Origin of the sequence: Exiguobacterium aurantiacum (genome assembly GCF_024362205.1) — a bacterium.
GTDB classification, from domain to species: domain Bacteria; phylum Bacillota; class Bacilli; order Exiguobacteriales; family Exiguobacteriaceae; genus Exiguobacterium; species Exiguobacterium aurantiacum_B.
On sequence record NZ_CP101462.1, the window covers coordinates 2187744 to 2204851 of the forward strand.

The 17108-nt window shown below is 53.7% G+C and carries 19 protein-coding genes; 10 read left to right on the top strand and 9 right to left on the bottom strand.

The window, feature by feature from the left end; all coding sequences use genetic code 11:
* Positions 1-4: 4 nt before the first annotated feature.
* Together NMQ00_RS11355 and NMQ00_RS11360 are read left to right on the top strand one after the other, a co-directional pair.
* Complete coding sequence (locus tag NMQ00_RS11355) at positions 5-619, top strand: PH domain-containing protein (protein WP_021066768.1); 615 nt, start codon at positions 5-7, stop codon at positions 617-619.
* Positions 620-633: 14 nt separating this feature from the next.
* Positions 634-912, top strand: coding sequence for a hypothetical protein (locus tag NMQ00_RS11360; protein ID WP_255176770.1), 279 nt, complete (start codon positions 634-636; stop codon positions 910-912).
* Between the two features lie 39 nt (positions 913-951).
* Here the strand turns inward: NMQ00_RS11360 and NMQ00_RS11365 are convergent, their stop codons facing one another.
* Positions 952-1476, bottom strand: a complete 525-nt coding sequence (locus NMQ00_RS11365; RefSeq protein WP_021066767.1) for a DUF1836 domain-containing protein — start codon at positions 1474-1476, stop codon at positions 952-954.
* Positions 1477-1601: 125 nt separating this feature from the next.
* Here NMQ00_RS11365 and trhA point away from each other — a divergent pair, with 125 nt between their 5' ends.
* Together trhA and NMQ00_RS11375 are read left to right on the top strand one after the other, a co-directional pair.
* Positions 1602-2246, top strand: a complete 645-nt coding sequence (gene trhA, locus NMQ00_RS11370; RefSeq protein WP_255176771.1) for a PAQR family membrane homeostasis protein TrhA — start codon at positions 1602-1604, stop codon at positions 2244-2246.
* Positions 2247-2333: 87 nt separating this feature from the next.
* Positions 2334-3029 (top strand): DsbA family oxidoreductase, encoded by a 696-nt coding sequence (locus NMQ00_RS11375; protein ID WP_255176772.1) that lies wholly within the window; start codon positions 2334-2336, stop codon positions 3027-3029.
* A 61-nt stretch (positions 3030-3090) separates the two neighbouring features.
* On the opposite strand, the gene relB is transcribed toward NMQ00_RS11375, so the two are convergent.
* On the bottom strand, positions 3091-3360 hold the full coding sequence (gene relB, locus NMQ00_RS11380; RefSeq protein WP_369696445.1) for a type II toxin-antitoxin system RelB family antitoxin: 270 nt from the start codon (positions 3358-3360) through the stop codon (positions 3091-3093).
* A 95-nt stretch (positions 3361-3455) separates the two neighbouring features.
* Here relB and NMQ00_RS11385 point away from each other — a divergent pair, with 95 nt between their 5' ends.
* Positions 3456-4673 (top strand): MFS transporter, encoded by a 1218-nt coding sequence (locus NMQ00_RS11385; protein WP_255176773.1) that lies wholly within the window; start codon positions 3456-3458, stop codon positions 4671-4673.
* Positions 4674-4696: 23 nt separating this feature from the next.
* On the opposite strand, the gene NMQ00_RS11390 is transcribed toward NMQ00_RS11385, so the two are convergent.
* The 4 genes from NMQ00_RS11390 to NMQ00_RS11405 form a co-directional block, all read right to left on the bottom strand.
* A complete protein-coding gene (locus tag NMQ00_RS11390) occupies positions 4697-5791 on the bottom strand; it encodes an MBL fold metallo-hydrolase (RefSeq protein WP_255176774.1) in 1095 nt (364 codons plus the stop codon).
* Between the two features lie 88 nt (positions 5792-5879).
* Complete coding sequence (locus tag NMQ00_RS11395; protein ID WP_255176775.1) at positions 5880-6467, bottom strand: SCO family protein; 588 nt, start codon at positions 6465-6467, stop codon at positions 5880-5882.
* Between the two features lie 11 nt (positions 6468-6478).
* On the bottom strand, positions 6479-6895 hold the full coding sequence (locus NMQ00_RS11400; protein ID WP_255176776.1) for a disulfide oxidoreductase: 417 nt from the start codon (positions 6893-6895) through the stop codon (positions 6479-6481).
* Positions 6892-7563: a DsbA family protein gene (locus NMQ00_RS11405; protein WP_255176777.1), complete on the bottom strand. Its 672-nt coding sequence runs from the start codon at positions 7561-7563 to the stop codon at positions 6892-6894. Before NMQ00_RS11405 ends, NMQ00_RS11400 begins: the two co-directional genes overlap by 4 nt.
* Positions 7564-7720: 157 nt before the next feature.
* Here NMQ00_RS11405 and NMQ00_RS11410 point away from each other — a divergent pair, with 157 nt between their 5' ends.
* Positions 7721-9316, top strand: a complete 1596-nt coding sequence (locus NMQ00_RS11410; protein ID WP_255176778.1) for a diguanylate cyclase domain-containing protein — start codon at positions 7721-7723, stop codon at positions 9314-9316.
* 37 nt (positions 9317-9353) lie between these two features.
* Here NMQ00_RS11410 and odhB read toward each other — a convergent pair whose 3' ends face one another.
* Together odhB and NMQ00_RS11420 are read right to left on the bottom strand one after the other, a co-directional pair.
* Positions 9354-10631 (bottom strand): 2-oxoglutarate dehydrogenase complex dihydrolipoyllysine-residue succinyltransferase, encoded by a 1278-nt coding sequence (gene odhB, locus NMQ00_RS11415; protein WP_255176779.1) that lies wholly within the window; start codon positions 10629-10631, stop codon positions 9354-9356.
* An 18-nt stretch (positions 10632-10649) separates the two neighbouring features.
* Positions 10650-13496: a 2-oxoglutarate dehydrogenase E1 component gene (locus NMQ00_RS11420; RefSeq protein ID WP_255176780.1), complete on the bottom strand. Its 2847-nt coding sequence runs from the start codon at positions 13494-13496 to the stop codon at positions 10650-10652.
* Positions 13497-13830: 334 nt separating this feature from the next.
* On the opposite strand from NMQ00_RS11420, the gene NMQ00_RS11425 reads away from it, so the two are divergent.
* The 4 genes from NMQ00_RS11425 (at position 13831) to NMQ00_RS11440 (ending at position 16396) form a co-directional block, all read left to right on the top strand.
* The gene (locus tag NMQ00_RS11425; RefSeq protein ID WP_255176781.1) at positions 13831-14769 is read left to right on the top strand and encodes an ABC transporter ATP-binding protein; all 939 of its coding nucleotides are present in this window, start codon (positions 13831-13833) and stop codon (positions 14767-14769) included.
* On the top strand, positions 14747-15484 hold the full coding sequence (locus NMQ00_RS11430; protein WP_255176782.1) for an ABC transporter permease: 738 nt from the start codon (positions 14747-14749) through the stop codon (positions 15482-15484). The genes NMQ00_RS11425 and NMQ00_RS11430 overlap by 23 nt, the downstream gene beginning before the upstream one ends.
* 64 nt (positions 15485-15548) lie before the next feature.
* Positions 15549-16097, top strand: a complete 549-nt coding sequence (locus NMQ00_RS11435; RefSeq protein WP_255176783.1) for a cysteine hydrolase family protein — start codon at positions 15549-15551, stop codon at positions 16095-16097.
* A gap of 104 nt (positions 16098-16201) precedes the next feature.
* On the top strand, positions 16202-16396 hold the full coding sequence (locus NMQ00_RS11440; RefSeq protein ID WP_034776662.1) for a hypothetical protein: 195 nt from the start codon (positions 16202-16204) through the stop codon (positions 16394-16396).
* Positions 16397-16416: 20 nt separating this feature from the next.
* Here the strand turns inward: NMQ00_RS11440 and NMQ00_RS11445 are convergent, their stop codons facing one another.
* A complete protein-coding gene (locus NMQ00_RS11445) occupies positions 16417-17031 on the bottom strand; it encodes a class I SAM-dependent methyltransferase (RefSeq protein WP_255176784.1) in 615 nt (204 codons plus the stop codon).
* Positions 17032-17108: the final 77 nt, after the last annotated feature.

Consider the following 17108-nt stretch of genomic DNA (forward strand, 5'->3'; position numbering starts at 1 on the left):
GGACATGTTCAAAAAACTAGCTTCTGATTTGACGGGCTTCAGCGATATCGGTGAAGTCATCGACCCGAAAGATTTCGATAAAGCGGATTCGGACGATTACGTCCTCCATGAGGACAACGAGAAGATTTACTTCTTAATCAAGTCGAAATCGGACGAGTATTGCTTCACGAACTTGGCGATGATTCACCTCGACGGGACGAGCGCGATGAGTTCGAAACGCGTCTTGTATCGCTATCCATACGCCCACTTCCCATTGAATAACGTCATGTTCGAGACGGCCGGCACGGTCGACATGGACGTCGAGATCAAGTTCACCATTGGCGACAAGCCGTATTCGATTGACGTGAACAAAAAACAAATCGAACATGTGAAAGACTTGTACAAATCGCTCCTCGCCATCGCCGAGAAGCAGCGCGAAGGCCGAAAGATGATGGAATACGCCAACGCGTCGCTCACGCATTCGGTATCGATTTTGAGCGGGCTGCGCCAAGGCGATATGAACGTCGCCTCGACGTTCAAGGAATTGAACGAGCAGAGCTTCGATTGGCTCAAAGGACACTACCACGAGTGGAACCGCAAAGACTTCGGCGACGTGTTCGAGAAGTACATCAATAATTAACCAGGCGGTGACTTATGGATTACATGTGGCTGTTGATTGCGTTCGGCTTGTTCATGCTCGTAATTTTGACTGTATTCATCAGTAGTGTGCTCAACGCCTTGTTCCGGCACCTCCACCCGGTAATTCATATCGCTGTCATCTTGTTGTTATCGTTTGCGTATGAGCGTCTCATGTTGGATTATAATCTCTTCTGGACGCTACTCGTTCTCGTGATCATCAGTTATGTAGCACCACTTCTTGTCATCAAACTGTACAATAAAGGTGAGCGCTTCGAACGCGATCGTCTGAAATGAAATGTCCCCTAGACTCCAATCGGATTCTAGGGGACATTTTTATTTGCTTTCATCAATCAATTGTTCGGCGAGCCGTTGGAACAAATGGCTCATATGGACGGCCGAGGCGATGGCGAGCGATTGTTGGATGCCGTTCGTCTCGTTCGTGCGCACGTTGGCGAGGAGCGTCTCGGCTTGCGCCTCGAACGCCTGCATGTTCTGCTCCTTCTGAACTTGGTAGGCGTCATAGAAGTCCTCGAGCGAGAAGCCCTCGTCCGACTCGTTCAACGGCCGGAGCGTCTCTTTGATGTCGTTGATTGACAAGAGTCCTTTCATCTCGTAAATCAGGCTGAGCAACATCAAGTGCTCGTTCGTATACTTCTTGTTTTTGACAGGATGGAACAGCTTGCCTTTGGCGTAGTTGTTGATCATCGTCTTCGTCAAAATCGTCTCGTCGTCACTCCGCTTCATCTTTCCGTAATGTTGCTCGAACAGCTGGATGACTTGGTCCATATATAAGTCGATCGTCGGGAGCACCTGCTTCGGCAACGTCCCTTCCGTCTTTACAATTTCATGCGGTTTCATCGAATCACCTCCCCTTCAGTATACGGACAAACCGGATTTGTCGAAACAAAAACCTTGTCGTTCTGGCGTATACAGCTTATCATGTAGTTATGGAAACTACATGATGTGATAAGGAGTGTTTTTACATGAATTCGATTTTTCGGGAACCGATTAACGCACTGACCCATTTGGCTGGGGCCGTGCTCGCGTTCATCGCGTTGATTGCGATGACGGTGAAAGCGTCCATGCTCGGCGAACCGCTCGCCATTATGGCTGCGATTTTGTTTGGCATCAGCCTCGTCTTCCTCTATTTGTCGTCCGGTCTGTACCACAGCATCATCGCCTCACCGAACGTCATCGCCTTCTTCCGGAGAATCGATCATGCGATGATTTACGCCTTGATCGCCGGGACATACGCCCCGCTCACGTTGCTCGCGCTTGAGGGACCGACGCGCTGGGTGTTGTTCGGGACTGTCCACGCGCTCGCCTTGTTCGGCATCGTCTTCAAGCTCGTCTGGTTCCACGCGCCGCGTTTCTTGTCGACGGCACTTTATATCGGCATGGGCTGGTTGTCAGTCTTCTTCATCGGACCGCTTCATGACGTCATCGGCAACGCCGGCATCTTCTGGCTCATCCTCGGCGGCGTCATGTACACGATTGGCGGACTCATTTACGGCTTCAAGCCGAAGTTCGTCAACTGGCGCGGTTGGGGCTTCCACGAGGTGTTCCACTTGTTCATCTTGTTCGGCAGCTTCGCCCACTTCGTCTGCGTGTTCTGGTACGTTTTCTAAGCCTTCCTCGTGAGGGCTTTTTTTCGTGAGCACATTCATTTACTTCGAATTCAAGACATCCTACACTGACTGTAGGAGGGATTGAAAATGAAAATTGAAGTTTGGTCAGATTACGTCTGCCCGTTCTGTTATATCGGCAAGCGCCGTTTAGAAGAAGCACTCGAACAGTTCCCGCACGCGGACAACGTCGAAGTCGAGTTCAAGAGTTTCGAGCTCGACCCGAACGCCCCGACGACGGACTCGCGCTCGATTTATGAAGTACTCGCCAAGAAGTACAGCATGCCGCTCGAACAGGCGAAAACGACGACGGCGCAAGTCGCCGCTCAGGCCCGCACGGTCGGACTCGATTACGACTTTGACAACATGGTCGTCACGGGCACGCTCGACTCGCACCGGTTGACGCACTATGCGAAGACGGTCGGCAAAGAGAAGGCCTTGTCGGAGGCGCTCCTCAAGGCGTACTTCGTCGACGCGAAACACATCGGCGACCATGACGTCCTCGTTGAGATCGCGACGAGTGTCGGACTCGATGCCGACGCCGTGAGAGATGTTCTTGCCTCTGACATCTACACAGAAGACGTCCGCGCTGAAGAGAAGCGTGCGAGCGACCTCGGCATCACCGGCGTCCCGTTCTTCGTCTTCGACAATAAATACGGCGTCTCTGGCGCGCAACCGACCGAGGCGTTCACGCAAGTGCTCGAGAAGACGTGGGCCGAGTCGGCACCGACGCTTCAAGTGCTTTCGGGCGGTGCGACGTGCACGGACGACAACTGCGATATCTGATGTTACACGAATAAAAGCAAAGCATTCGCCCATATTTGGACGAATGCTTTTTAGATTCAATTTACTTGTCTAAGTCCTTGACCATGGTATCAAATGAAATTGCTTCGGAATGCTTCTGGTGCACGCTTATCGCTTCACTATAAAGTTTTAAGTCGTGCTCATCCTCGATTCGTTTCAAGACAGCATCTCGAACGAGAGTCGAGAGGGACAGGTTGTTAGATCTCGCATACGCTCTAATGAGGCGCTCATCCTCCTCATTGAGTCGTACAGATATCATTCCCATACGATTAGCCTCCTTTATACACATTGTATTACGAAATGAATTGCTCATACAGTCAGTTCGAAATCTTTGCTCCTTTTTGTAGCTTTCTAAATCGTTCTGAAGGATAATTATTATTACCTAATAAGAATCGAGGACTTAACCATATGTGGAAAAATCGCAACGTCTGGATCATCTTGACCGGGGAGTTTGTGGCCGGTCTCGGGCTTTGGCTCGGCATCATCGGCAACTTGGAGTTCATGCAGGAGAAAGTGCCGTCTGACTTCGTCAAGGCGCTCATCCTCGCTGGCGGATTGCTCGCCGGGGTCGCCATCGGGCCTCTCGCCGGCCGTCTCACCGACCAAGGCTCGAAAAAGAAAATCATGCTCATCTCAAGTATTGTCCGGGCGCTGAGCGTCCTGTTCATGTTCGTCGCCATCGAGACGGGAAGCGTGCTGTGGATGGTCGTCTTCCTCGTCTTCCTGCAAGGGTCGGCCGCGTTTTACTTTCCGGCGCTCCAGGCGGCCATCCCGCTCATCGTCAAAGAACGGGAACTGCTCGCCTTGAACGGGGTGCATATGAACGTATCGACGCTGTCGCGTGTCATCGGGACGGCCATCGCCGGCATCTTGCTCACGCTCATCTCGCTCCGTGACGTCTACGCGCTCTCGCTAGTCGCTTATCTCCTTCTCGCCGTGGCGACGTGGTTCTTGAAGATCGACGAGACGGTCGCTCCGTCTGCGAAGAAAGTGGACGCGAAGTCGTCCGGCGGGTTCAAGGACGTCTTCCCGATCATCAAATCGATTCCGGTCATCTTTATGACACTCGTCATGACGCTCATCCCGCTCCTTTTTATCGGCGGGTTCAACTTGCTCGTCATCAACATTAGCGAGCTGCAAGATTCGACGGCGATCAAAGGATGGATTTACACGGCCGAAGGGATTGCCTTCATGGTCGGTGCGTTCCTCATCAAACGGATCGGCGAGAAATTCTCCGTGTTCTCGATCTTGTTCACGTTCTCGTTTTTGATTGGGGTCGCCCAGCTCATGCTTTACTTCGCCGACATCCCGGTCGTCTCGATCGCGGCGTTCGTCTTGTTCGGCTTCTCGGTCGGCTGCTTCTTCCCGACGGCCGTGACGATATTCCAGACACGGATGCCGAAAGACTATCACGGACGCTTCTTCTCGTTCCGGAACATGCTCGACCGCATCGTCTTCCAAGTCGTGTTGCTCGTCACCGGCTTCTTCCTCGACTTGATTGGCTTGCAGCTTATGGTCGTCTTGTTCGGGATCAGCTCGATTGCGATGACCGGCGCGTTCCTCGTCTATACGCGTAAACATAAACTGCATATTGAAACGGACGAGGCTGAACGCCTCTCTTCATAAAAACAAGCGGTGACCGAATTCGGTCACCGCTTGTTCATGTCTTCGATGTCACGCCACCAGTTGGTCGTGTCGTTCCGTCCGTCGAGCGTGATCCGCTCACCGATTTTCGGGGTGAGCACGTCTTCGCGCGGCAACAGACTTACCATCTGTTCGGCCGGGTCGAACCAAGCATGGAACGATAACGTGAACGCACCCCAATGAATCGGCAACATCTTGTCGGCCCGGACGTCACGGAACGCCTGTGCCGTCTCACGCGGTTGCATGTGCACGTCCGGCCAACGTTCGTCGTATTGCCCGCATTCGAGCGCCGCGAAATCGAACGGTCCGTACGTATCACCAATCTCCTTGAAGTGTGGTCCATACCCACCGTCGCCACTGAAGAACAGTCGGTCCGTCTCACCGAGGACGACCCATGACGCCCAGAGCGTCGCGTTGCGATCCGTGAGCGAACGGCCTGAGAAGTGCCGGGCCGGCGTGCAGACGAACGTCCATGGGCCGAAATCGTACGTCTCGCCCCAATCGCGTTCGACGATACGTTCCGCCCCGACGCCCCAGCGTTTCAAATGGCTGCCGACGCCGAGCGGGACGATGAAGACGGCGACCTTGTCTTTGATCACTTGAATCGTCGCATAGTCCAAATGATCATAATGGTCGTGCGTGAGCAAGACGACATCGATGTCCGGTAGGTCGTGGAGCTCGAACGGCAAATCCTCGCTGAACCGCTCGTTCTTCGCGAACGGAAGCGGCGACGGGCTCCGGCCGAACATCGGGTCGACGAGCATCGTCTTGCCGTCCATTTGGACGAGCATCGCCGAATGGCCTAGCCAATAGATGCGGGTGAAGCTCGAGCCGAGTTTCTCGCTGAAGTCGATCGGGACGACCGGCAACCGCTCGCTCGGTTTCCGGAGCGAGTCCGGGTTCAAGTATTCCTTCGACATCGAGATCATGTCGTCCGATGAGAACCGCATCGGCGTCTCGATCTGATTCCGAAACTTACCGTTCACGAGGTTCGGCGACCGGAGCGCTTTCGGCTTTTTGCCGAGCGGTTTATATTGTGTGAGCACGGTCCCCATCACGGCGGCCATACCCATCAATGAAAATAATAGCGTCTTCTTCAATTCTATCCACTCCTCTACCTTTTCATTATACGGCACCTGCGCCGATTCCCCTGTTTTTGAACACAGAAAAAGACGGCACTTGGCCGTCTCATGATTCCTGCAAAATCTTGATATCGTTCACGATATCCTCGAGCGGTACGTCTTGGAAACCAGGATACACTTTGATAATCTTCCCGTCCTGGTCGACGAGATAGAACGATGTCCCGTGATCGACTTGCGTACCTTCTGACGGTTTACGAACGAGCGCCTTGAAATTCTGTTGCGCGAACGCCTCGATTTCTTCTTGCGAGTAGCCCGTCAAAAACTGCCAGTCGGCCTTCGCCAAATCATAGTTGGCCATGAAATCTTTGATCTTATCTGGCGTATCGACGGTCGGGTCGACGCTGAACGAGACGAACTGGACGTCCTCGACACCTTCCTCGACGAGCGCCTCATTGAGTTTCGTCATGTTGTACGTCATCGGTGGACAGACCGTCTCACAGTTTGTGAACACGAAGTCGGCCATCCATACCTTCCCTTTCAAATCATCGAGACTGACCATCTCTTCATTTTGATTCATATAATTGAACGACTCGATCTCCCAATTGAGCGGGTCTTCAATCTCATTGCTGCACGCGGCGAGCACCGCCATGAGGCTGATCAGCCCGAAAAGCATCCATTTCTTCACACGTTCCATCTCCTTCATTGTCAGTTGCGTTTCACGCGCCAGACGAGGAGCGTGATCAAAGTAAATGCCGTCAAGGCAAGGAACGGGATCGTCACGAACCCGAACCAGTTGATGTATTGCACGTTGCACGGTACCCCAGCGACACACGGTTTGATATCAGCGAAACCGGGTACTTTTTGAACCAAATAATGGTACAGTGAAATCAGACCTCCGATGATGGAGAGCGGTAATACATACTTCTTCACCGCCCGATCGTCCGTGAACACGGCGACCCCGAGCAAGATGACGAGCGGATACATAAAGATGCGTTGAATCCAGCAGAGCTCACATGGGACGAACTCGCGAATCTCGCTGAAATAGAGACTGCCGAGCGTCGCCGTCAGGGCGACGAGCCAAGCGAGATACAGACCGTAGCGGGTCAAGAACGACTGCTTCATGGTGTACCTTGCTCGATCAATCGCTCAATCGTCTCGTAGTCAAACGGGTCTTCAAGCATGACCCCGTCGATCATAATCGATGGTGTGAACTGGACACCGTGCTCTTTGACGAGCCCGTCATCGTGACTCACTTGTTCGAGCACCGTCGAGTTCTCACTCAAGTCGTCCTCGAGCTTCGCCACGTCGACCGATGTCGTCTCGCTCGCGATCTCTGTCAACCGCTCGACCGTGACCCATGCCTCGTCGTGCTGCTGACTCGCCGGTTGCGCGTCATAGAGCGCCTTATGGAAATCCCAGAACGCGTCCGGATCTTGTTTATACACCGACTCCGACGCGAGTGATGCCAAAATCGACTCCTGACCGTGGAACAGGACGTTGATGTAGCTGAAACTGATTTTTCCGGTGTCGATATAGTCTTGCTTCAACTTCGGATAGACCGTCTCGCCCCACTGTTTACAAGACGGGCATTTGTAATCCCCAAACTCGACGACCGAGACGGGTGCGTCCACATCACCAAGCGTCGGCTGGCCTTCCGTCGACACGTGTTCCGCCGTCACCGGTGCCGCCGTCTCGGCTTGCTCGGCCGGCCGGTTCAAGAGAACGACCACGACGGCAATGAGCGCAACCGCAAGCAGCGTCGCGACGACCAATAATTTGTTCTGTTTCATTCGTTTCACCTCTATTTGTATCGATTCGTCTTTCATTATAACGAAAGCGCTATCTGTTTCCACGAAATCGACCTTGTTTTTTCTTAACTTTGCTTCATGTCTCGGAAAAGATGACGATGAACAAAGTGGATGTTGTCATTGTAGGAGGAATTAGTTTATGAAATCATTTTCGATGCGCCTCGGTCTCATCTTGGCGCTCAGCATCGCCACGCTCGTCTTTTTGCTCACCATCACGTTGACGTACATGACCAGTCAACGGTCCGCCGCCTCGCTCGAAGCGGAGATTGGAGAACGGTTATCGATGACGTCGCACCAGCTCGTCGACAAGCTCGACTTTTACATGTGGTCGCGCTATCAAGAAGTCCAATTGCTCCAAGGGCTCGACGCCTTGAACGACCCCGCCTCGAGCCGGGCGTTGCTCGACCAGGTCCAAACGAACATCCCCGCTTTCTCGTGGATGGGTGTGACCGACGCGTCAGGGAACGTCGTCGCCTCAACGAACGGCATATTAGAAGGGGCTTCGATCAGCGAACGACCCGTGTTTCTAAATGCACAGCAAGAGCCGTTCATCGGCGATGTCCACGAGGCTGTGTTGCTCGCCGAACTGTTGCCGAACCCGAGCGGTGAAGTCCTCCAGTTCGTCGACATCAGCGTCCCGCTCGTCCGTGATGGGACCTTCCAAGGCGTGCTCGCGACCCACCTCAGTTGGGAATGGGGCAAGGAAGTGCTCCGCCACTTCAATCGGACGCTCCATCATCAATCCGACTATACCGATTTGTTCGTCGTCAGCGGACGCGACAACACGGTGTTGCTCGGGCCTGATCACCTCATCGGCAAACCGCTTCCGACGTCTCTGAAAGAGGGCTGGCACGTCGACATGTGGCAGGACGGAACTTCTTATTTGACCGGCGTCGCCACCGGTGAAGGCTATGAAGATTACGCCGGCCTCGACTGGAGTGTCGTCGTCCGTCAACCGACCGAGGTCGCGTTCGCACCGGTCATCGAACTCGAGAATAAAATCTTATGGATCGGTCTCATCGCATCACTCGTGACGTCCACGCTCGGATGGTTCCTCGCCTCGATCGTGACGCGACCGCTCCAACGCATCACCGAGACGGCCGCTCTCATGAAACAAGGAAAAGCAAAGACGTTCCCGCACCAGTCCGGCATCCATGAGATCGAGTCGCTCGCCTTCGCCTTAGAGTCACTTGTGACATCGCTCACCGAATCCGAGACGGAACGGGTCCATTACGAGTCGCTCGCCAACCGCGACGTCTTGACCGGACTCGCTAATCGAACGGCGCTCCGACATTATTTGAACGAAGCGCAGGCAACGCGTAATGAATATGTCTGTTTCTATATCGACCTCGATGGCTTCAAGGCGGTCAATGACACGTATGGCCACGCCACGGGCGACGACGTCTTGATTGAGATCGCCGAACGGTTGAAGCGCGTGACGCTCGACGGTGCCTACCCGGTCCGGTTGAGCGGTGACGAGTTCTTCCTCTTGTTCGAACGGAATGGACGGAGCGAACAAGCAATCACACAAATCGGACAAAACATCATCGCGACTCTGTCCGAACCGATCGCCATCGAAGACGGGACAACAAGCGTCGGGGCAAGTATCGGCGCCTCGCTCTGGCAGACGGAGACGGTGCCACACGCCGCCATCGAACGGGCCGATCAAGCGCTCTATCGTTCAAAAGCGAACGGCAAGCATCAAATTACGCTCGATGAGACGCTCATCGCATAAGCAAAGGTCCATGCCGCTCGGCATGGACCTTCTTGTATTACGCTTCGAACAACAACTGTTCTGGATCTTCAATCATATCTTTGATGTGCTTGAGGAACGTCACAGCCTCACGACCATCGACGATGCGGTGGTCATACGAGAGCGCCACGTACATCATCGGACGGTTCTCCATCGTCTCCGCGTCGATGGCGATCGGACGGAGTTGAATCGAGTGCATCCCGAGGATGGCGACTTGTGGGCCGTTCAAGATCGGTGTCGACAAGAGTGAGCCGAAGACGCCACCGTTCGTGATTGTGAACGTGCCACCTGTGAGGTCGCTCAGCCCGAGCTTGTTGTTGCGGGCTTTATCGGCAAGGTGCAAGATGTCCTTCTCGATTTCACCGAAGTTTTTGCGATCCGCTTCGCGGACGACCGGGACGACAAGGCCGTCCGGAGCCGACACGGCGATGCCGATGTCATAGTATTTCTTCAAGACGATCTCGTTACCTTGAATCTCAGCGTTCAAGTACGGCATCCGTTTGAGTGCCGCGACGGCCGCTTTCGTGAAGAACGACATGAAACCGAGTTTGACGTCGTTGTCCTTGATGAACTTCTCTTGGCGACGTTTGCGGAGCGCCATGACAGCCGACATGTCGATTTCGTTGAACGTCGTCAACATCGCTGCCGTCTGTTGCACTTCGACGAGGCGGTTAGCAATCGTCTGACGACGACGCGTCATTTTGATGCGCTCTTCGTCTTTACCGCTCGCCACCGGTTGCGGTGCCGCTGCCGGTGCTTTCGGTGCTTGTGGAGCTGACGTCGATGCCGGTTTCGACTCGTGGCTCGTCACGTCATGGACGTTGATGCGGCCAATCGGGTCGTTCGTTTGGATGGCTGACAAGTCGATGCCTTTTTCACGGGCCAGTTTACGGGCCGCCGGTGTCGCGATCGGTCCTTTGCCCGGGCTCGCGACGTGCTCTTCACGGCGCTCGACTTTCTTCGCTTCGCCGACTTCCTCTGTTTTCGTCTCAGTCGGAGCTGGAGCCGTCTCAGCAGGTGCTTCTGTCTTTGTCTTCGTCGCGACGGCCGTGCCGCCACCCGAACCTGAGCTGAGGCGGGCGATCACTTGTCCGACTTGGACCGTGTCCCCTTCGGCCGCCAATTGCTCGTCGAGCGTGCCCGACTCATCGGCCGGTACCTCGATATTGACTTTGTCCGTCTCGAGTTCGACGATAGCTTCCCCTTTTTCAATGTGGTCGCCTGGCTGTTTAAGCCACGACGCGACCGTTCCTTCCGTAATGGACTCTGCTAATTCCGGTACTTTAATTTCGATCACAATGAGTTCCCCCTTAACTTATTTACGATCTTTTTGGTATGTGCTCGTGCCGGCAGCAGCCGAGACGGCGTCACGTGAGATGGCTTCACGGATGATGCGGGCTTGCTCTTGTTTATGGGCCGTCGGGTTTCCTTCAGCCGGGCTCGAACGGCGGCGACGGCCGACGTAACGGACGTTCAACCGGTTCGATGTGACCGCTTCGAGACGGGGCTCGATGTACGTCCATGCCCCCATGTTCTTCGGCTCTTCTTGGACCCAGACAATCTCTTTCGCGTTCGGATAGCGGCTGATCAATTCACGGATCTCACGGACCGGGAACGGATAGATTTCTTCGACGCGGATGATGTGAAGGAAATCGAGTGACTCCTCTGACTTCATCGTCGCTTCTTGAAGGTCGATCGCCATCTTCCCTGAACAGAAGACGAGACGTTCGACTTTCTCGGAATTCTCACCGAGACCGGTTTGTTCGATGATCGGACGGAAGCTGTTGTCGGATAGTTCATCGACCGATGAGGCTGCAAGCGGATGACGAAGCAAGCTCTTCGGTGTCATGATGATCATCGGACGGACTTGTTCCGTGCCGAGCATCTTCGCCTGACGACGCAAGATGTGGAAATACTGCGCGGCCGTCGACAAGTTCGCGACCGTCCAGTTTTTCTCTCCGGCGAGCGTCAAGTAACGCTCCATGCGGGCGCTCGAGTGCTCTGGGCCTTGACCTTCATAGCCGTGCGGCAACAGCATGACGAGACCTGACTTCTGGCCCCATTTGGCGCGACCGGCCGAAATGAACTGGTCGAACATGACTTGGGCCGAATTGGCGAAGTCCCCATACTGTGCTTCCCACAAGACGAGCGTGTCTTGGGCGAACACGTTATAGCCGTATTCGAAACCGAGCACCGATCCTTCTGAGAGCGGGCTGTTGTGGACCGAGAACGAGGCGTTTGCCGTCGACAAGTGGTGGAGCGGCGAGAACTTCTTGCCTGTCTCGACATCGTTCAACATGATGTTCCGTTGCGCGAACGTGCCGCGCTCCGAATCTTGACCGCTCAAGCGGATTGGTGTGCCGTCCGAGATGATCGAGGCGTAAGCGAGCGTCTCGGCATGGCCCCAGTCGACTTTCCCGTTGTCCGCGAACGCGTCGCGGCGACGGTCAAGTACTTTTTGCAGCTTATGGAACACGCCGAAGCCTTCCGGCCAGACGAGCAATTCGTCGTTCAATTGCTGGAGCACGTCACGTTCGACGCCCGTCTCGACGAACGGGAAACCTTTGTGGACCGCTTCCGGCAAGATGATGTCGGCATCCTCTTCTTCGGCCGGGACGAGGTCGCGGGCCGATTTGAGACGGTCTTCAATCGATTGCTCGATCGTCGCTTTGTCTTCTTTCGACATGACGCCTTCCGCTTCGAGCACGTCCGCATAGACGTGACGGACCGACTTGTGTTCTTTGATGGCCTTATAGAGGACCGGGTTCGTGTTCATCGGCTCATCCATCTCGTTATGACCGTAGCGGCGGTAACCGACCAAGTCAACAAGGATGTCTTTATGGAACTTGGCGCGATATTCGCTGCACAGTTTGGCGACAGCGACACACGCTTCCGGGTCGTCCGCGTTGACGTGGAACACCGGGATCTCGTAGCCTTTGGCGATATCGCTCGCATAACGTGTCGAGCGCGAATCGCTCGGGTCGGTCGTGAAGCCGATCGTGTTGTTGGCGATGACGTGGACCGTCCCGGCTGTACGATAACCTTGCAAGTTTGTCATGTTAAGTGTCTCGGCGACGATGCCTTGTCCTGGGAACGCGGCGTCCCCATGAATCAAGATCGATGCGGCTTTGTCGTCATGTTGGACGGCCATCCCTTTTTCCGAGCGGTCGTCTTGCGCTGCACGCGTATAGCCTTCGACGACCGAACCGACGAACTCGAGATGGCTCGGGTTGTTGGCGAGATTCAAACGGACTTCTTTTTTCTCGTCTAACACTCTGCGGTCGAGACCGAGGTGATATTTCACATCGCCGGACCAACCAAAGTTGATGCCGATCGACCCTTCCGATGGGATCAACTCTTTGTTCGGGGCGTGCTGGAACTCGGCGAAAATCATCTCGTACGGTTTGCCGAGAACGTGCGCGAGCACGTTCAAGCGTCCGCGGTGGGCCATCCCGATGTTGATATGTTCTGACCCACTCGAGATGAGGCCGCCGACCATGGCGTCAAGGAGCGGCACCATTGCGTCGAGCCCTTCGATCGAGAAGCGTTTTTGTCCGACGTATGTCTTATGAAGGAACGACTCGAACAGTTCTGTCTCGGCTAGACGTTCGAAGAGCTCGATTTTCTCGTTCTTCGAGTATTTCGTTTGGAGTGCACCTTGCTCGATACGGCGGCGAATCCAACGCTTCTCTTCCATGTCGTCCAAGTGACGGAGCTCGATGGCGACCGGCCCCGTATAGACGTCAAGCAAATGACGAACGAGTTCGAGCGCGTTCGCGCCCGGTTTCGGCACGTCTTCCGACAACAAGTGGGCCGGTACTTGCTCGAGGTCGGCTTCACTCAATCCGTAGCGGTCAAACGCAAACAAGCCGTGTTCGCGCGGATGGTCTTTGAGCGGGTAAATATCGGCCGCTTTATGGCCGAGTGCCCGAATGTCATTGACCAATCGTGTCGCTGCCACGACTTTCTCTAAATCAAACGATGCAGCCGGCGCGACTGGTGCGCTCGTTTCCGGCGCCCCGTATTCGTCAAAGTATTGACGCGTCTCCTCATCGACTGATTCTGGGTCTTCTACATACTGCTCGTACAATTCAACGATGTAGCCTAAGTTTGGACCATAAAATGCTTGCACTGCTTCGCGACCGTTCGACGACTCTCCCATTGAATAAATCCCCCTATCCGTTCCTGCGCGTCCGATGTGTGAACGCTTTCATTTTAACATTAAGGACGAAACAGTTCATCCATCTGATTCGACCTGCAAAAAGAGCCAAATCTTGCCTCTTTCTCTCCTCTTCATACTACACCTTTCCGTATGGAAAGACCCTTTCAAATTCACAATTCGTCCATACTATTTCAATAAGTTTTCCTTATCAACAAATTGTGAAATCGATGTTTTGTTTCAACAGTTTCAAAAAAAGGTGAAACCTTGTTTCAATCAAGCCCGTATATAAGAGAGTCCAGTTGGAAAATACTCTCAACGAAAGCAAGGTGACCCTATGTTATCCGTACAAAACGTACACAAAAAAATGGGCCAGACGAACGTCCTGACGAATGTCAGCTTCGACGTCACGCCTGGAGAAATCTTTGGCTTCCTCGGCCCGAACGGCGCCGGAAAGACGACGACGATCCGCATCATCACCGGTCTCATGCCAGCGACACACGGTAAAGTGACCGTCGACGGATTCGACGTCTCGACAGAACGCCAACAAGCGCTCAGTCGCATCGGTGCTATCGTCGAAAATCCGGCCTTTTATCCGTATTTGACGGGCCGCGAGAACTTGATTCATGCGATGAACTTGATTCCTGGCTTGAAAAAAGTCGACTTGAACGCCCTCGGTGCCCTCGTCGGACTCGAGACGAAACTCGATATGAAAGTAAAACAATACTCGCTCGGGATGAAACAGCGTCTCGGCATCGCCCGTGCCCTGCTCCACAACCCGAAAGTATTGATCCTCGACGAACCGACGAACGGTCTCGACCCTGCCGGTATCGCCGATCTCCGTAACTATTTGCGGCACTTGGCCGATCATCGCGGCATCGCCATCCTCATCTCGAGCCACTTGTTAAGCGAGATGGAGTTGATTACGGATCGCTTCGCCATCATCGACCAAGGTCAAATCAAGTCGGTCCAAGGCGGAGACGGTGAGGCCAAGACGGAGAGCGTCATCCTCTGTAAAGTCGGCCGCGAGCAGATGAACGAAGCGCTCGATATCGTCGCACTCGCGTTTGATGATGTGAAAATCATCCAACAATCGGCCGAGACGTTCATCGTCCCGCGTCCGGAAACCGACATCCCGCATTTGTTGAAGCATCTCGTCGAACGTGACATCGCTGTCTATCAGATTGGGATGAAACACGAGACGCTCGAAGAACAGTTCTTGAAATTGACGAAAAAAGAAGGAGGCACGAACAATGCGTTCATTACTAGCCAATGAGTTCATGAAATGGCGGCGCACGATTAAACCGCTCGTCGCACTCGGAATGTACACCGGGATCATCGTCTTGACGTACTTCATCGTCCGGAGCGGCGACAACCCAGGTGACGCGGAAACGTTCGTCAACTATGCGACGATGGCGGCGATGACATTCCTCGGGATTTTCACGATCGTCTTCACAGCCGAGATGATCGGGAACGAGTTGAAATTTGATACGTTGAAGCACTTGCTCATGAGCCCATACTCGCGCGATCGGATTTTACTATCGAAACTCGTGGCCGCCCTTTTGATCATGCTCGCCCAGTTCGTGTTCATCCTTGCCGTCACATACGGTTTTGCATTAACGCTCGATGGAGAGTTGACATTCGAACAGTTCCGCAACATCTTACTTAGTGTGTCGAGCGGCGTCTTCGTCATCTTCTTGACGCTCATGTTCTCGGTCGTCTTTAAATCGGTCGGCGTCGTCATCGGCTTCACCGTGCTCGCGAACTTCGTCTCGACGATGATTGGTGGGCTTCTCATCACATGGAAACCAGTCATCGCCAAGTGGATCGTCTTCTTGCACACGGATTTGTCGATCTATTATCAAAGCCCGGGCTTCATGGAGACGATGGACGTGACGATTTGGTTCTCGGCGTTCTATGTTTTGATTCACATCGTCGCCTTCTATATCATCACGGCGTTCATGTTCCGCAGTAAAACGTTCGCCGAATGACGATTAACGTCTGAACGAGTGTGGTACTTCCTATACAGAGACTTCTTTGAATGGAGGGACCACGATGCCAAAGACGGCGTTACTCATCATCGACATGTTCAACGACTTCGACTTCGTCGGTGGGGACGACTTGTTCCGACACACGGAGCCGATTGTCGACCCGATTTTGAAACTGAAGCGTCACTTTAAAGAGAACGACTGGCCGGTCATCTACTGCAACGACAACTTCGGGCAGTGGAAAGACAGCACCGAGGACATCATTCGTCACGTCGATTCCTCGAGAGGCAGCGCCATCGCCAAACGAATCGCGCCGGAAGAGAAAGAATACTTCATCATCAAGCCGCGACACTCGACGTTTTACGGAACACAGCTCGACATCTTGCTGCGTCAACTTGACGTCACATCGCTCGTCTTGACCGGTGTCGCCTCAGATATCTGTATCCTATTCTCGGCGAATGACGGCTATATGCGTGAGTATGAGCTTCATGTCCCGCGCGACTGTGTCGCCGCTGAGACAGACAAGCGTAACGACAGCGCTTTGACCGTCATCCATGAGGCACTTGGCATCCCTATCGATGATGCCGAGACGTATATAAAAGATACCCAGGTGTGATAAAAGCCTCTGATTGTTGGACACATAATCCCAACATTTCAGAGGCTTTTTCGTTATGTTTTCAGCTATGCTAGATATGAAGAAACAATGAAGGATGTGACAATATGTATCTCACAATCGGATTATCATTACTCGTTTGCTTGATTGCCCTCATTTTTACGATTATGGTCGGACTCGGAAAAGACAAGTCAGACTACAGTCAAAAGAAAAGCTGGTCGATGGTGTCTTGGACATATATCGTTTTGTTCCCGATCTCATTCGTGGCGCTCGGCCTGTTATACTATTTCATTACCCGATGACCTCGTTCATCGGGATTTTTTTATTTCACTGCAACCGTGATGCCAATCGGATAATGGCGCGTCCCCCGCTTCGGTTCGACGAGCACGCCCCGCTGGTAATAGAACTCGGTCGATGTGAACGGTGTGAACAGCGCCTCGAACTCGACCTCCGTGAACTGATGGGCGTGGAACGGCTCATTCGTCGGCTGTCCCACACCTTGCCCGAATGGTGTCGACAACACCAAGATGCCGCCTGGCTTCAATAAGTCCCACACGTTCGCCATGAACGCCTCATATTTGGTCACGTGTTCAATCGTCTCGAAGCTGACGATGCAATCGAACGTCCCGAGTTTGTCCGGCAACGTCCGGTCGACGACATCACCTACGATATAGTTGACGTTCGGGTGGTGGTAACGTCCTTTCGCATAGCGCGTCGCCTCTTCCGACAAGTCGACGGCAACGACTTCGGTCACTGTCCCCTTCAAGTTTTTGGCGATCAATTGACTGCCATACCCGCTCCCGCTCGCAAAATCGAGGACGCGCCCGTTCATGTATAACAGGGCGAAATGGTAACGCGCGATATGTTCGAGCAATAAGCCGTTCAGTGGGTCCATGCGATCTGGGATGACCCGTTCTCCCGTATAGTCTAATGTCATAATTTCTCCTTTTGTTATCTGCACTTCTTTCATCTTAGTCTTCCTAGGGCGCGACGACCACAAAAAAAGAGAAAAGA